This window comes from Fonticella tunisiensis, from assembly GCF_004364155.1.
Classification (GTDB): domain Bacteria; phylum Bacillota; class Clostridia; order Clostridiales; family Caloramatoraceae; genus Fonticella; species Fonticella tunisiensis.
Genome location: NZ_SOAZ01000002.1, coordinates 162,033 through 176,817, shown reverse-complemented (window position 1 = coordinate 176,817; position 14,785 = coordinate 162,033). Strand labels below are relative to the sequence as shown.

Below are 14,785 nucleotides of genomic sequence, written 5' to 3'. Positions count from 1 at the left end.
CTTTACATTAATAAAACTTCTATATCATTTATGATATCTTTGATATATTTCCCATCAATTTTATGATTATTAATTAATTCATCCGCTGTTTTATAAATAGTATCATCATCTGTATTTTGAGGCCCAATTACAATTCCTTCATCAGTCCACGGCAATATTGTATAATCTTTATTTTTGTATCTAAACTCTATATCACTACCAAACTCTATAGCTTTTTTAAAATCATTTAGATTTATTGCCATTATAATTCTCTCCTTCTTTAATAATATCTTTATTTTGCCTTAACTCGTCCTCTGTAAAATATTCTGGTTTACCACGAGGATTTTTATCATTGTAGTTATACTCATGTTTATGCGCTCCCATAGGATGATATTTAGGCTTATTATGATCAGTGGTGTCTATATCTTTTACAGCTTTTCCATTATCATCATAAATTCTACGTTGTTTTACCTTCCCGTCATAAATTAAATCAGTTATAGAGTTAGGCTCGCTTTCTAATGGCAATGAACGATTATTTTTATCCTCATTTACTATTTTTCTTTTGTTTAGCATGTTTTTATATCTATAATCACTCTTTAACTTTTCCCATTCCTCATTATCATTATACTTCAAATCCTGGAACTCTGCAAAATCTTTTACAGGTAAATCTTCTCCTAAAACTTCTCTATACATACTATACTGCTTTTTATCCGATGCCCTATTCTTAAATTTCTTTTCCTCTGCCTGAGCTTTAGGGTTATTGGCCACATTCTCCTCATACCACTCTTTATAAGTTATGTTTGCAGGTACAGTCTTGCTCTCCCCGGTTACAGGGTCTCTTGCCCTTCTTTTAAGTTTACTTAAATCATCATCTTCAAAGACTTCTATTGTAGTACTTCTACAATTAGGATGAAGAGGAGGTATATTCTCACCTGGAATCGCCTTATCTACCGGTATTATATTCCCATCATTGCTCCTGCATATCTCCGAGGTCCTTGAATCCAACGTGGCTAAGAACATAAGCTTTTCAACCCCAGCCTCTTTGTATGCTGCAAGTTCTGCCATATTAGCTACGTATGTTGTCTCTGTCCTTATAAGCCTTGTAGCAGCAAATTCACCAACTTGCATTGTGTCAGCTATTTCCTTAGACATTTTTTGAATGCTTGCCCCTGACATAAAACCCTTAGTGAGTATATGCTCAAGCTCCACTGCTAGCTTATCAGTGTTGCCCCATATTCTTTTACTGAAATGCTTTCCACTCCAGGGATTCTTTAATATTTCCTCTATCTGCTTTGCAGGTATTTCAGCAAAACTAAAGCCTATACCAGTACGTCTTTGAATATCAAATATTGTACTGTAATAGGCTCTATGAGCTGTATTAAATAATCCTTGCTCCATTTCCCTTATTTGAACATCCGCAAGTCTTTTTACTTCTATGTTGAGCTTTTCCTTCAATGCCTGAAGCCTTGTGAGCCTTGCCCGATATGCTGGAGCATTTATCCTTCTGAGTAGTTCAGTTTTTAAGTCCTCGTCAGTAATTGTCTTTATCCTTTCCTTAAGCCTGTTTAGGTACTCTTTGCTCTCAATGTTAGTGAGATACTGCTTAGCTTCCTCAGGTGATAGTTTACTATTCTTTGAATAAGTGTTAAGTATCTTCATCATTTCCTCGTTTATATCAGCTATAGAACCTTGGTAAGCTTCAAGTACCTTTCCTATTACCCTGTCCGCATCTCTGTGATATTCATCCATTCTCCGGAGAGCCCTTTTAGCCCAATAGCCTTTACTCATTTATACCGCCACCGGCAGGGTTATTCTCTATATTCATTCCAAAGGCCTCCTGCTGCTCCTTTAGCTTTTGTTTTTTCTCTGCAGTAACCTTCTTCATTTCTTCCTCAACATCCTTTACCCATGGATGGTTAGCAACTATAGTTTCATCAGATATTACTCCCTGGGAAGCCACACAGTTATTGATTGCTTCTGTCTCGTTGATGGTTACATCTCTATTAAAAATTATCTCCACATCAACATCAAAGGAACCTTGTCCAGTTTCAGCCAGGAAAACATTCACAAAGTACATAAGCTCCTTAAAGCCTCTTTTAAACTCAGTTTCTAGATGGTTACACTTTAAATCAAGGCCACTGTAAAGAAATTTAAGGGCAATACCTGAAGGACTAGAACCAAATTTATCAAGGTCCTTATTAGTTCCCTGTCCAAACTCTATGATATCCCTCTTAAGCTGCTCATAATGCTCCTTGGCTGCTGTGATATCAAGTTCAGGGTTTAATGTATCAACTCCGCCATCATCATCAACCTTTATTGCCCTGTAGTAATTAAGGTCTCTCATAAACTCGGCCAGATCTTGTCCACCATAATTCTTAAGCACGTAAATAAGATTTTTTACCTCCTCAAGAAAATTTGCCACGTCACTTCTAGATTTATCATAGTTATCTATTAGGGACTTTACAAACCTTATGTCAGGGCGCTCTCTTCGGTTGTTTTTAAAGCATATGAAAGGTACCTTACCCCAGCTTTTAAGTTCATCCCCTTTAGTAAAATGCCCATATTCTTCAACTTCAAAGTATTTCTCACTGTCCAGGATGAGCTTATCATCCTGAAGGATATAATAAGTTACACCTTCAGCTGTCCAGTACTCAACCTTAGTTACATCTTTCTTTTGCCTGCCCTCATAAGTTTCTATAACATAATACCTAAGCATTCCATCAAGCTCTGTATGGCTGTTATCTTTCCATATCGGGCAGCACTGTTCAGCCGGTATTATCATCATCTTAAATTGTCCCTTTTCATCTATATAGGGCTGCAGCCAAGCCTTACCCTTATTACTTGCCTCATAACCAAGTCCTGCAAGAATATATCCAAAGTCCTTTCCAAGGACCTTTTTAACCTTCTCTATAACTGTCTTATCTTCACACTGAAGGGTATAATCCTTGGTAAGTAGATAAGCTATTTTCTCATCAACAAGATTCTTCATAAATCCATGGGCTAATTTGTTGTTTGCCTTGGACCTATCTTCTTCATACCCTCCATCCGGCAGAGGCTTAAGAATGACTCTTTCGTTGATATCATTGTCGGCATCATAGTACTTATCTCCTATGAGCATCCACTGCCTTTCCTCAGAGCTGTTAAATATTTTTATCTCATTGGCCAGTATTTCCTCATCTGTCATCATATTTATGCTATTATTGAAAACCAATCCAAACATCTTCCTCACCTGCCTTTATTTTAAAACTGATACTGAATTGCCTTTGAACAGAATTGTATTTACAAAGTATCTATCGCTATCACATGTATGGTCATTTTCTTTTACAGGCTTATCTTCACCGCGCTGAGCTGCCTTTGAATCCCAAACATAAGAAAAATACTCTTTAAATGTATTTGTGCAACAATCATTAAAGAGTATCATTCCTTGATTTAGCGCCGTTGAAACGTTCCTTATTCCATCAAGCACATCATTTTTTGCTTTCTTAACTGCAAATTTACCATGTTTCTTTATAGTTGCTATGAAGGATGCAGCACTCGGGTCAACTATAACAGCTTTTATTTTTAAGTCTCCAACAAACTTCTCAAGGTCCCGGTAGAACTCCTCATCAGTTTTTTGCTTTGCCTGATCTCTTCCCGAATAGTAGTATTCCTTCACCTTATACCATTTCCCCTGATACTTTCCCCACAATCCAAAGGTAGTAGGGTTTTGAGTACCATAGTCACAGGACACATAATATTCAGTGTAAGGCCTGTCAACTGTAGGAACCTTGTGTATGTCCTCATTAAACATGTCATAGATAATACCCTCGGCCATTACCCATAAACCTAAAATGTACCGCTTATAGAACACACCGGAATACATTTTCCTGTACCTTGCTTTGATGGATTCACTTAAGGAAAGATTATCATCCATAGTGAAATGGAGATATATAAGATTCTTTTCCTTACGCTTATCAATCCAGTTAAGCTTAAACCAGTGATACGGCCCATCCGGGTTGCAGTTAAACCAATATTTTGAGCCTTCAACGGAACATCTACCGGTTGCCTGGTTAACAAAACTTTCAGGCATTAGGGCAACTTCATCAAAGAAAACTCCAGCAAGAGTAATACCTTGGATTAAGTCCTGGGAACGCTCATCCTTCCCACCGAAAATATAAAAGTAGTTTGTCTTGCCATTTCTGCTAACTACAAGAAGATTATCAGCCCTCAGGTCCTCTACTTTATATTTTCTTGCCTTGAGCATTAGCTTGAGCCAGAATAGAACGTTGCGCCTAAAGGAACCTATAGTCTTACCACACATACCAAAGTTTTGATTATCAAAACTCTCCATAGCCCACATGACAAAGGACAATGACATTGAAAGGGTTTTCCCACTTCTTATTGATCCATCAGCTATTATTCCATCCTTATCCTTCACAGGAGAGTTAGGCAGCCACCAGGTGAGAACTTTCTTTTGCTTTACTGAGAATGGGCTAAACTTGAATACAGTTTTTTTAATTCTCTTCACTATCGCCATCTGCCCACACTTCCTCTACTTCACCCTTCAGTGCATCAATAAATCCATCATCCTCAACCTCTTCCTGTTCTACGCTGCCGGCCTTAATTTTGGCTATTTCAAGCTTCTGCTTATCAATATCAATTTTTTCCTTCTTGAGCTGCATCTCAACTTCAAATTTGTACTTATCAAAGGCAAGTCTTTCTGTATCATCAGCTATAGTAGCTTTCGTTTCTATAAGCCTTCTTAACTGGTCCATACATGCCAAAACTCCAGCTTCTCTTTCTTCCTCTGTCAATTCTTTCTCTATTTTGTTGCCAAAGACATCATAAAAAAATGTCTTATCTCTGTTGAGTAGCCTTACTATTTTAAGCCTTAACAGTTTTATTTCTTCATCTATGTTTACCTCAGCTGTAGTCTGCTCATATATGGCTTTTTCCTCTGGTGATAGCATATCAGCATATAAGGATTGATAGGCTCCGTGTTTAATTGCATTAAGGTTACCTGGCGGAGCTGCTCCTCCAGAATTACCGATGGCATTTTTATTGCCAGGCTGGCCTCCTCTTTTACGTTTTTTATTCGCAACGTTGCGTTTATCCTTTTGCAACGTTGCATTTAATAATTCATCCCATTTATATCGATTTTTCCATGATCTAACCGTGCCATCAGATACACCTAATTCTTTTGCAATATCAATTAATTCAAGCTTTCCACCGCTTTCGAGATACATCTGTTCAGCTTTTAAGCTATCTGGACTTCTCTGTCTGGCCATATCACCACCTCAACGCTAATCGCTTATTCGAGTTTGTTTTTTGCATGAAAAAAGAGCCCGGTTAGGAGCTCTTTTAACTATCATTTACTCTTCTTTCGGAATGCTTTTTTATTTTATGTGTTTAATATTGTATCCTGTTCCAGTAACATCTCAAAAACATAAAATAAAAAATTTAATACCTTTGCCTTAAAGCTCCTCTATGCCTTTCATAACTATCATGCTTCATAAGTTCCAAAATATCATAAAAGGAGAGGTGCTCCTTGGCTTTCCTCTCCTTCTTCTTACGCTTATTCAATTTACGATACTCATTAGGCTGTTTCTCCCGGAGTACTTGTCCAAGTTTCACACCTCTCCCTCCTTTCTATATTTTGTGTTTATTATCCACATTATACACAATATATTGTTAATAAGTTTATTTCAATAAGAAAACCCCCACGGGACCGCCATGGAGGTTTCTGCAGATGTATTCTTTGGTATGCCGCACCTGCTCGGCTATAGATTTTCATATTACTATTTTATCATGCTTTTTACCAAAAAATCGGCTGTAAAACGGCTGTGTTTATTCTTCTCCAAATATTGCAACTGATAATTTCTTTAAAGCAATATTTTTTAATTGTCTGCACCATCGTTCATTGTATCTCACCTCATAAGCTATACGCCACCAATGATGACCTTCTATATATTTCATCAGGATTATTTTTTTCTCAATCTCATTTAAGCCTTCTATAGCAGTTTCTATTATTTCAACTTTTGCTTTCATTCTTTCTATTCTGCTTTTTATAGTTGCCAAGTCTATTGCTATATTTTCAGCCTCGCTATTGAATGCATATGTAGGGCTTAGCTTGTCCTTATCGTACCTAATTGGTCTTCCCTCTTTTACTTCTTTCTCTTTCTCAGCATATAACCTTTGAAGGTTTTCTATACTTGCTTTAATAGTTTTGTAGTTATAAAGCCACTTTTCTGTTTCTCTTATGTAATCCATACTTTAGCCCTCCTGTTTTTGTCTATTTCTTCTATCCTTGATCTAACTGTTCCTACAAGTCCACAGTATTCTGTATTTATAAGATTAAATTTTCGTCCATAAATGTAAATTCCGCCTCCATACCAAAAACACCAAGACTTATATGATAAATTGAGTGTTTCAGGTAAACATTGAAATTTGTTTTTAAAAATTACATAAGCTTGTACGTTTCTAAAGTCGACATAATCAACTATCCCGCTGATTCCAATTTCATTGAGTTCATTTATTGCTTGCCTAGATAAATCCTTTGAAGCTTCATCAATTTTAGATGTTTTTATTAAATCATCAAAAGTTATTTGTCCTTCAAGTGTATTTTTCATGTAAACACCTTCACAATTTTAATTTAAATGCTGATCTTTATAATAAAATGCTTATTTGTTATATTTCTTTTTGATTTTTGTATATGCTTTGCAGTCCGCTCAGTTCTGCTTCAAGTGCTTCAAGCATATCTCTTGCTGTTTTGTAGCTTACCTCTGCTAAATCCCTTTTATATTTCAAATCACTTATGTTCCCTCGGGCCACATCATTTATTAAGGTTGCAGGTAGCCCTGCGTCTCTAAGAGATATTATTTCTCTTGCTAGGGCTAACCTGTAATCTTTTTCAGCTTCTGCATATGCCTTTGCGTACTTGTATAACTCATTTACACCTTTTTCTATTCTTTTGCTTGTTTCGTATATAGCCTGTCCTATGTCTATCATGTCCAGCGCCATGTTATCACCGCCTAAATGAAGCTTAACTGTCTATGAATATATTTCATCTCAACATCCTTGAATACTTCAAGCTTTTCAACTCTTATATCCCAGAAACCTGTTTGATTACCTTGTACAAGTAGAGTATTTTTGTCTATGTATGCAAAGGAATAGTAAAATCGTCGTGTATCTGCTGATATAACATTTGTTCCGAAAAGCAGATCCTTGCCGTATTCGCTTTCTACATATCCCATATATTTTAAAAAATATCCTTCTTGCATTTCAAAACTACTACGCTCTTTTTCACCTATCTTCTTCACGAAGTCCCCGGGAACCAGGAGCTTGTCTCCCAGTTCCACAGGTTTCTCTATGATTTTTTCATCATCTTCAAGCTCGATATAATTGGCTGAGCCATAATAGTAGTACTTCATACCGCCTTTGCCTTCTTAGCCTTGAACTCTTGAAACTCTTTGATTTTCTTCTCATCCTTCTTCACATCAACTTCCTTGTAAGCATATCTGCAATTTTCAAGGCCCCAGGAGCTCTCAGGAACAAAGTTATCTTCAAAGTAAGTATGCAATTCACACTCAGCATGATGCTTTGTACATCCCTTGCAGTGAACCTCCATGATGTCCCTGCACCAGTTCTCAAATTGTTCCCTGGGCACAATAGCGTTTTTCATCCTATCTTTGATATCTCTATATATCTTCTGCAACGTATAATCATCTACTAACCTGAAATCAAACTTAGCAAGTCTTTTCGCTATTGTTTCCTTTTCGTTAGCATGCATCCTATTGTAGACGCTCTTACAAAACTTATTGAGATAAGTTTGAGCCATCTTAAGGCTCCTTTGCTCATCCTTAGTTAGATTACCTCTACTTGACCATGAATCTACTATGTTCTGCATTGTAGGGCCATTTATACCTCTATTACCGTCAAACATTTGGATTACTGTCATTAATACCATTAATTGATTTCTTTCTTCAGCATTGAGATAATCCTTCATCATTGTCCCTCCCATATCTTTTATATATTTCCTCAGAGAACTCAGATACTATCTTGTGTATCCTCTCCTGACTAATTCTGTTTTTGCGCATAATTTCAATAAGCACGCTACTCATCTTACTCCATGTATCATCAAGTCGTCTTTTTACTTCAATGTCAATCATTTCGGATATTGTCTTGCTTTTAAGCTCCTGAAACTGCTCATCAGTAAGTTTTGCCCTAAGCTGTTTGTCCATTTTCCTGCGCATGGCCCTGTTCATATCAACCCCTCCTATTCCCAAATTTCAACTTCCACACGCGGATTATCTGAATAGTATTTCTGTATCTCGCAACTTACAATTTGTGAATCATCATGGTATGCAACTTTATTTAGAGCATCACAAATGATTTTAACTATATTATCCACGTCCGGCTTCTTAGTTGGCCTCTCGATATGTGCTCTCATGAGCTCTGCTTTTTTCTTTGAAGTAGATTTAGGTATCTCATAATAAGCTATTATTCTCATTTTGATTGGCCCTTCAAACATCTTTGAACCACTCTGCATATATACCATCTTTACAAGATTTTCATATGATATAGTTTCCTTGGGGGTGAAGGTGATGCCTGACTTCATCACCCTCGGTCTTTGCTTACCCATAGGCCGCCCCGGCACAGTAAAACTAACCTTCATATGCTTCACCCCTCACAACGTTGATATGTATAACCTTCTCATACTCCCATCCACGCTCAAGAAGTTTTTTATTATGCCTTTCCAAAGATCCTTTTATGTCTGCTCCAAATCTTTCTAGCTTGTCCAATATACCTATACAAACCTGAATAGTGTCAAATACTTCCTCTGCAACCCTTTCCTCATTTTCAGCGGTTGCAGCATGTATTACCTCTAATACTTCTTCATCGAGCTTGCTTAGCATTTCTTTTATTGTGTCATTCTTCTTAAGCACTAATATGTCCACCGTTCTGTCCCTCCAGTCCCAACTTAAATAATATTTTCTTGTGGTCTATATTCAGCACATCACACATATATCTGCAATCCTCACTTTTAAGGAAACTTATAGCACTTTCCTTAATCTGCTTTTTCTTCAGTTCTGTATTTTTATTTTCATGGAAACATCTAGGATTTTTATAATCTCTTACAGCTTGTGCGATGATTGAAACTATTAGTTTATTAAAATCAAGATTATTATAGTTTTTTCTTTCCATTTTCCTTTCCCCTTGACCATGCAAACATTCTTATGAATTTCTTCCTATCTACGCCTAATCTCAAGCAGGCCTCTTCCAGCGCCCCTGGAATAGCTTTCGTATAATCTACACCTTGCTCTGCGCTAGCCTGCAGTGCCAAGCTTGTCGCCAAGCTCAGCACGTTCCTTCTCAATTCATCCACCTTACCATCCCCTTTGTTCGTTTTTTAATCAAATTGCGTCTTAGTCACTTTAAGCTCTTGTAGAACCTATCATACTGCTCTATAAGGTCCCATCTTCCTATGAATTTGTTATACTTGCTGTCTCGCCCAATGCACATAGTGACAACTTTTAACTCATACCCAGGGATAATAAATATTCTTTCAATCTCCTCATGTTCATCCAGGGCGAATATTAAATATAAATCACAAGTAGCATGTCTTTTTTCAGTTCTGAACGTATGTACCCTACTTTCGCCCCTTAGCATATATGGTCTACCAACTTTAACATCAATTTTTATCTTTCCATTTACCAGCAAATCGTACGGATGCTTTATAGACATCTGTTCGACTTCATATCCTCGGGCTCTTAACATATTGGCAGCTTCAACTTCATATCTTTTCCCTGTTTTAGTGTCACTTTCTTTCATATCCAGTCCAAGTCTATCAGCCCAATATTTGAATCCACCAGTTCTTGAAATTTTATTACAAAGAGCGTTGTCCTTTAAGACGCTTTTAATCTCACTCCTACTTGGCATTCGATAAATATGCAGAGCAGCCATGACTTTTCTGATTTCTTGCTCTATTTTTTCTTCTGTCCACTTTATCCCTTGTATATATCCCACTTTAACCATCCCCTCTTGCGTGCCATCTATTTTTGATTACGGAGAATAGATAAACTCCTTACCTAAAAGGGATATCCTCGTCCCCATCAACCGGGTAGAATCCATCTACTCCGCCGTCATCTTTGTTATCCTTCGGCCAATCTAAAAACTTTACCTCATCTGCAACGACCTCTACCTTATATCTCTTGCTCCCATCCTGTGCTTGATAGCTGCTTGTCTGGATAGAACCCGATACAGCAACAAGCCTTCCCTTCCCAAGATTGTTTGCAACAACTTCAGCAAGCTTTCTCCAGCATATAACCGGAATAAAATCAGCTTGCTTTTGTCCGTCTTGCCCTACATAATTTCTATCAACTGCCAGTGTAAAGTTAGCTACCGCAATTCCCGTTCCTGGAGTAAATCTAAGCTCCGGTTCACGAGTTAATCTGCCTATTAAAAAAACTTTATTCATTCTTTATTTCCTCCATCCATTTATTGACTATTTCAAGCCTTCTTTCCCATCTGTCCCTTTCCTCACATGCACACGTCAAGGCTATTCTGGCATTTCTACGCCTAGCTTTACTGTCTCGGAATACATCCAGTTGTCGCAGTTTCTCGCTTTTCTTTTTTATATCAGCCTGGGCTCTCTCAAGTTTCTTTTCTATCTCCCTCTTTGCAAGGGAGAGGATTAGATATTTGTCATCCACTAAACCACTCCCTTTAGCCTGTAGTTATTTTCTTTAGTCATGCCCCGACCTCCCTAATAATTGTTTTTTCAGCTCTTGAACGTCATATTGCCTTTGCCCACCATAATCCCGGAAGATATTCTTTTTCTGCCCTTTAAAAGCATCAGCAGTAACACTCACTTCATGCTCTGGGTGCCACTCGATATACTCCATAAAGGGCTTATCAGGACCAAGGAATGTACTTGCGTGTTTTATGTACCGCTCCTCAGTGTGATTAAGCTTACAGTACATAGCATAATTGCTAGCAGCTTTAATTAGTTCCTCAGGATTCACCTTTTCCTTAAGCCTTGCCTTCCATGCTTTAAAAGCTCTTATTTTTTCCTTACGTCTTGGATACAAGGACCAAAATCGTTCAAAATCCTCTGTGTACTCACCTTTGCCAGGATTATTTTCCTGCGCTCCACCTTCCTCAGGTTTCTCAGCCGGGGTGACACACATATTATTTATATCTTTGTTATCATTGTTGTAATTGTTATCATTGTTGTTTGTGTCGGCTGGCAGTCTGCTCGTGGTCTGCTCTTGGTCTTTTTGTGGTCTTTCTGTGGTCTGTTTATGGTCTGGCATATCTTGATAAATACTGTAATTTACTATGTTTATAGTGGTCTTTTTTTTATCGCTAATTTTTACAATCATTCCATCATCTTGAAGCAGTTTTAAAAAGTTTCTAACCTTCTCTTTACTCCATCCCCAACGCTTCATAAGTTTAAGTTCAGAGGTTATAAAACTGCCTCTGGGAATAGTTATGAGCTCATTACCCAAGAGAATTTTTCTATCTTCGTGATTAGCAAGTAATATTAAATCAATCCATGCCTGACCTTTACTAAATGGTCTATCATCCCATAACCAACTATCACTAATTTTTCTATATAGACATATCCAACCTTGTTGCGGCATATAATCACCTGCCTTATATTTTGCCTTTGTACGGAGCAGCCGCCAGGGCTTGCTCCTTTTATACTGCCTCCTTAATCAATCCATCTTTTATTAGCAACAACCTGAATGTCTCTCTTCCCTTTGGTGTTACAAGTGTTTGATTGCCTGTCTTTTCATTTCTTGCCCATTCCTTGAGCTCAAATAGTTCCGGTACATATTTTGCATATGGAAGAGCTTTACCTTTGATGTCCCTATAAATGAACTTTTTATCCTCAAGCCACTGCATGAATGTCCTTTCTGGAACTTTGAGTTCCTTGGCTGTATCTCTAAAGTTTGTTAGAAGATTACGTTCAACCAACGCGTCAAAATAATCTACCTTAGGTTTCATAAGCTGTATTTGCTCGTTTTGTTTTCTGACTATCTCTAAAGTGCTCTTGAACATTACTTTAGTAGATTCATCTGCAAACGGTAGATATGTATTAATGAACATATCATCATTGCTAACATAACCACCGGTTTTTCTGATAGTTGGCAGTACTTCTGATGTTACCCAGCGCTTGAATTTCTTTGCACTTTCTAATTTTGAGCTTAAAACTAAGCTGTAAAGTCCACTTTCATTAATTAATATCATGGCTTGTATTCCACCAGGTGTCGGTATTTCACCGGCCCCCTTATCATCCTCGTCTACATGTCTTTTTATTGCATCTGCTGTGTCTTTGTATCCTAATGCTTCAGCAACATCTTTCCCTACAAACCATGGTTGCCCATCTTTTTCAATTACCCTTATCTGACCAAACTCCGTATTCTTGAAAATTTGTAAGTTATTCATTTTTCCCATCCTCCTTAGTAATTTAATCTTTGAAGTCCTAATCAATCTTTAAGCCTGAAGTACCTTTTTCCAGCTTCACTTTTCTTTATAGATTTGGGCCAGTGCTTTACTTTTTCAGACCCTATCTTCCCAAATTTTTTCACGTATTTCTCCAACTGATTTTCCAGCCTTATTATTTCTCCTCTTAATCGTTGTCTCTCATGAGAGAAGGATATTGATTCGATATAATCAGCCCCATCACCAAATCTATTAGTAAACGCTTCGTATGCTTCTAAAACACATTCTTTATGTATCTTCTCATAGATCTTCTGCGTTTCAGCGGGCAACTTATCGAATTTACCATCCTTGACAAACATTCTATACCCTATCCAATCTGCAAATATGGCTATCATTGGTCTATTACTTGATTTTGTAATTCCGAATGCGTCAATATTCTCTTTTGCTACTTGCTTATATTTTTCATTCAAGTTATTTATTTCAGCTTTTAAGGCCTTGTTTTCTTCGCGAAGCAGTTTAATCAATTCATCTTTTTGCTCAAGAGATTTTTCATATCTCAGTATCATCTTCATAATACTGGGATTTTTCTCAATCTTTTGAGATTTAGGCACTGATTGTTCAGGGAAAATACTTAGCTGTGACTCCAAGAATATCACCTCTTTTCTAGATTTCCTCCATTGCTATTACTAGGCATGGATGACCTTCCCTCCTGCACCAATCGTCATCATAACCGTAGCAGTCATATAAGTTTTCTTCGATTTCTATTACAACATCGTCCTCATCATTAAATTGTTTTATCAATTCTTTTAAGTCTTTAATTTTCAATTCCCCCCATCCTCCTTAGTTTTTGGAATTAATATCTCTTGTCCTGGTTTGATTATTACTGAATCAAGTTTATTGGCTTGCCTTATGTTGTATATAAGCTCTCTTATGTCCTGATCTGGTGTTTTATATTGTTTTGATATATCCCATAGAGTTTCCCCTGGCATTACCACATGTACCTGATATGCATAAGAAAATTTTTCGTTTTTTGAGGTATAAAGTTCTATCCCTCTGTATATACTAATAGTAAGGACCCCTATGGAAACGGCCAATATTAAAAGAAATTTTACCCCGTTTTTCTTTTTACACATTTTTATCATCCCCCGTTTGTGATATAATGGGGGGTACAGGGAGTTGCAGTTCCCAATACCCCAAAATTTCATCACTAATTCCAGAGCCCTTTGCCGAGGGCTTTTTCTATTGCCCTTGTTTTTTCTCTGTCTTTTGACAATTCTGACATAAAGGTTTACCATAGAACTTTTCACTATATGTTTTTACTGCTTGTGTGATTTCAACTCCGCATTTGCTACATTTCATTTCATTCGCAGTATTCTTTGTTTGTTGTTTAGAACTTGTTTTGTTTTCATTTGATTTATTTTCACCTGTATTAGTTACATCACTGTCATTTGTATCATCAATAGCAAATAATCCATTAAGCGCATATTTTCTAGCATAGCTTGAGCTTGCACCTGTTATTTGTGAGCCATCCATTCCTTTTTTCTGTTCTTCTTCTCTTGCATATGCTGTTGTTTCTATAAAATCTCCTGTTTCGGCATCTATAAGTCTTGCAGTTGCTTTAATGTAATATCTTTGTCCTATCAGAACTAATTCATCAGTAATTATTAGAGTAGCTTTATTCTTTTTTAATAAAGGCTTTAATCCTTCAAGAATATCCTCACAACTTCTATAATGATAATTACCAAATGAATTAAATTGATTTTTTGGTGCTTTAAGTTCTTGTTGTATATCTAAAAGTTTTTGATTTACTGACATTTATTCCACCTCCACAACAAACTTTGGTTCTCTTTCTTCAATCGTTACCCCTTCAATGATTTCTCCAGTTTGACTATCAATTATTAAGTCATTTACTACTTTTACATTTTTCTTTAAGTTACTCCAATCCACTGATTTTTTAATTTTTATAAATTGAGGTTTATTATTCTCAACCCAGTTTAATAAAGTGTCTTCGTCTCTTTTAAACTCTGGTTGCTGATATTTAAGCACCAATTTGCCACTTGGTAATGAGTAACTCTTTTGTGTTTTAGTCTCTTTTGCTTTTACTGTTTCAAAGTATTCTCTAAGCTTGCCTTCAAAGAAACCAACTTCTCTATCTCTTTTTTCCTGTGCCTTCTTTAAAGCTTGTTGTAGTTGTTCAATCTTTGCATTTACAACCATTTCAAACCTGTTATATTCTGCGTTTGCTTCTCTTATTTTGTCTAAGCACCAATCAGCCTTTAAATCATCATCAACTCTAAACCCTTCTTGCTCTGTTTCTTCCACTGGTAGGAATACATCACTTAATCTTAAATCCATATCACTTTACCTCCTTTGTGCT

General features: G+C 36.8%; 26 protein-coding genes. All 26 read right to left on the bottom strand.

Going from position 1 to position 14,785, the window contains the following annotated elements; translation table 11 throughout:
• Nucleotides 1-2: 2 nt before the first annotated feature.
• On the bottom strand, nt 3-242 hold the full coding sequence (locus tag EDD71_RS02040) for a hypothetical protein (RefSeq protein WP_133627065.1): 240 nt from the start codon (nt 240-242) through the stop codon (nt 3-5).
• Nucleotides 223-1,767, bottom strand: a complete 1,545-nt coding sequence (locus EDD71_RS02035) for a minor capsid protein (RefSeq protein ID WP_133627064.1) — start codon at nt 1,765-1,767, stop codon at nt 223-225. Before EDD71_RS02035 ends, EDD71_RS02040 begins: the two co-directional genes overlap by 20 nt.
• Nucleotides 1,760-3,199: a phage portal protein gene (locus tag EDD71_RS02030; protein ID WP_133627063.1), complete on the bottom strand. Its 1,440-nt coding sequence runs from the start codon at nt 3,197-3,199 to the stop codon at nt 1,760-1,762. The genes EDD71_RS02035 and EDD71_RS02030 overlap by 8 nt, the downstream gene beginning before the upstream one ends.
• A 15-nt stretch (nt 3,200-3,214) precedes the next feature.
• The gene (locus EDD71_RS02025; protein WP_133627062.1) at nt 3,215-4,495 is read right to left on the bottom strand and encodes a PBSX family phage terminase large subunit; all 1,281 of its coding nucleotides are present in this window, start codon (nt 4,493-4,495) and stop codon (nt 3,215-3,217) included.
• Nucleotides 4,473-5,246, bottom strand: coding sequence for a phage terminase small subunit (gene terS / locus EDD71_RS02020; RefSeq protein WP_133627061.1), 774 nt, complete (start codon nt 5,244-5,246; stop codon nt 4,473-4,475). The genes EDD71_RS02025 and terS overlap by 23 nt, the downstream gene beginning before the upstream one ends.
• A gap of 172 nt (nt 5,247-5,418) precedes the next feature.
• A complete protein-coding gene (locus EDD71_RS15160) occupies nt 5,419-5,592 on the bottom strand; it encodes a hypothetical protein (RefSeq protein WP_166636294.1) in 174 nt (57 codons plus the stop codon).
• 213 nt (nt 5,593-5,805) lie between these two features.
• A complete protein-coding gene (locus EDD71_RS02015) occupies nt 5,806-6,228 on the bottom strand; it encodes an ArpU family phage packaging/lysis transcriptional regulator (protein ID WP_133627060.1) in 423 nt (140 codons plus the stop codon).
• Nucleotides 6,216-6,587, bottom strand: coding sequence for a hypothetical protein (locus EDD71_RS02010; protein ID WP_133627059.1), 372 nt, complete (start codon nt 6,585-6,587; stop codon nt 6,216-6,218). The genes EDD71_RS02015 and EDD71_RS02010 overlap by 13 nt, the downstream gene beginning before the upstream one ends.
• 58 nt (nt 6,588-6,645) lie before the next feature.
• Nucleotides 6,646-6,978 carry a hypothetical protein gene (locus EDD71_RS02005; RefSeq protein ID WP_166636293.1) on the bottom strand — a complete coding sequence of 111 codons (333 nt, stop codon included), beginning with the start codon at nt 6,976-6,978 and terminating at the stop codon, nt 6,646-6,648.
• An 11-nt stretch (nt 6,979-6,989) separates the two neighbouring features.
• Nucleotides 6,990-7,388 (bottom strand): hypothetical protein, encoded by a 399-nt coding sequence (locus tag EDD71_RS02000; RefSeq protein ID WP_133627058.1) that lies wholly within the window; start codon nt 7,386-7,388, stop codon nt 6,990-6,992.
• Nucleotides 7,385-7,963, bottom strand: a complete 579-nt coding sequence (locus tag EDD71_RS01995; RefSeq protein WP_133627057.1) for a DUF5651 domain-containing protein — start codon at nt 7,961-7,963, stop codon at nt 7,385-7,387. Before EDD71_RS01995 ends, EDD71_RS02000 begins: the two co-directional genes overlap by 4 nt.
• Nucleotides 7,941-8,222: a hypothetical protein gene (locus EDD71_RS01990; RefSeq protein ID WP_133627056.1), complete on the bottom strand. Its 282-nt coding sequence runs from the start codon at nt 8,220-8,222 to the stop codon at nt 7,941-7,943. The genes EDD71_RS01995 and EDD71_RS01990 overlap by 23 nt, the downstream gene beginning before the upstream one ends.
• 11 nt (nt 8,223-8,233) lie before the next feature.
• Nucleotides 8,234-8,632, bottom strand: coding sequence for a RusA family crossover junction endodeoxyribonuclease (locus EDD71_RS01985; RefSeq protein ID WP_133627055.1), 399 nt, complete (start codon nt 8,630-8,632; stop codon nt 8,234-8,236).
• Nucleotides 8,622-8,915, bottom strand: a complete 294-nt coding sequence (locus EDD71_RS01980) for a pyrophosphohydrolase domain-containing protein (RefSeq protein ID WP_133627054.1) — start codon at nt 8,913-8,915, stop codon at nt 8,622-8,624. Before EDD71_RS01980 ends, EDD71_RS01985 begins: the two co-directional genes overlap by 11 nt.
• The gene (locus EDD71_RS01975) at nt 8,896-9,162 is read right to left on the bottom strand and encodes a hypothetical protein (RefSeq protein ID WP_133627053.1); all 267 of its coding nucleotides are present in this window, start codon (nt 9,160-9,162) and stop codon (nt 8,896-8,898) included. The genes EDD71_RS01980 and EDD71_RS01975 overlap by 20 nt, the downstream gene beginning before the upstream one ends.
• The gene (locus EDD71_RS01970; protein ID WP_133627052.1) at nt 9,143-9,334 is read right to left on the bottom strand and encodes a hypothetical protein; all 192 of its coding nucleotides are present in this window, start codon (nt 9,332-9,334) and stop codon (nt 9,143-9,145) included. Before EDD71_RS01970 ends, EDD71_RS01975 begins: the two co-directional genes overlap by 20 nt.
• Before the next feature lie 53 nt (nt 9,335-9,387).
• On the bottom strand, nt 9,388-9,984 hold the full coding sequence (locus EDD71_RS01965) for a hypothetical protein (RefSeq protein WP_133627051.1): 597 nt from the start codon (nt 9,982-9,984) through the stop codon (nt 9,388-9,390).
• Nucleotides 9,985-10,042: 58 nt separating this feature from the next.
• Nucleotides 10,043-10,435 (bottom strand): single-stranded DNA-binding protein, encoded by a 393-nt coding sequence (locus EDD71_RS01960; RefSeq protein WP_133627050.1) that lies wholly within the window; start codon nt 10,433-10,435, stop codon nt 10,043-10,045.
• On the bottom strand, nt 10,428-10,670 hold the full coding sequence (locus EDD71_RS01955; protein ID WP_133627049.1) for a hypothetical protein: 243 nt from the start codon (nt 10,668-10,670) through the stop codon (nt 10,428-10,430). Before EDD71_RS01955 ends, EDD71_RS01960 begins: the two co-directional genes overlap by 8 nt.
• Nucleotides 10,671-10,703: 33 nt before the next feature.
• Nucleotides 10,704-11,603 (bottom strand): hypothetical protein, encoded by a 900-nt coding sequence (locus EDD71_RS01950; RefSeq protein ID WP_133627048.1) that lies wholly within the window; start codon nt 11,601-11,603, stop codon nt 10,704-10,706.
• A 58-nt stretch (nt 11,604-11,661) separates the two neighbouring features.
• A complete protein-coding gene (locus EDD71_RS01945; protein ID WP_133627047.1) occupies nt 11,662-12,411 on the bottom strand; it encodes a BRO family protein in 750 nt (249 codons plus the stop codon).
• 41 nt (nt 12,412-12,452) lie between these two features.
• Complete coding sequence (locus tag EDD71_RS01940) at nt 12,453-13,055, bottom strand: hypothetical protein (protein ID WP_133627046.1); 603 nt, start codon at nt 13,053-13,055, stop codon at nt 12,453-12,455.
• Between the two features lie 16 nt (nt 13,056-13,071).
• Nucleotides 13,072-13,233, bottom strand: coding sequence for a hypothetical protein (locus EDD71_RS15155; RefSeq protein ID WP_166636292.1), 162 nt, complete (start codon nt 13,231-13,233; stop codon nt 13,072-13,074).
• Entirely contained in the window at nt 13,230-13,541 is a 312-nt protein-coding gene (locus tag EDD71_RS01935) for a LysM peptidoglycan-binding domain-containing protein (protein WP_166636291.1), read from the bottom strand. The genes EDD71_RS15155 and EDD71_RS01935 overlap by 4 nt, the downstream gene beginning before the upstream one ends.
• A gap of 106 nt (nt 13,542-13,647) precedes the next feature.
• A complete protein-coding gene (locus EDD71_RS01930; protein WP_133627044.1) occupies nt 13,648-14,223 on the bottom strand; it encodes an ERF family protein in 576 nt (191 codons plus the stop codon).
• A complete protein-coding gene (locus EDD71_RS01925) occupies nt 14,224-14,763 on the bottom strand; it encodes a host-nuclease inhibitor Gam family protein (RefSeq protein WP_133627043.1) in 540 nt (179 codons plus the stop codon). It abuts the gene before it with no gap.
• Nucleotides 14,764-14,785 lie beyond the last annotated feature (22 nt).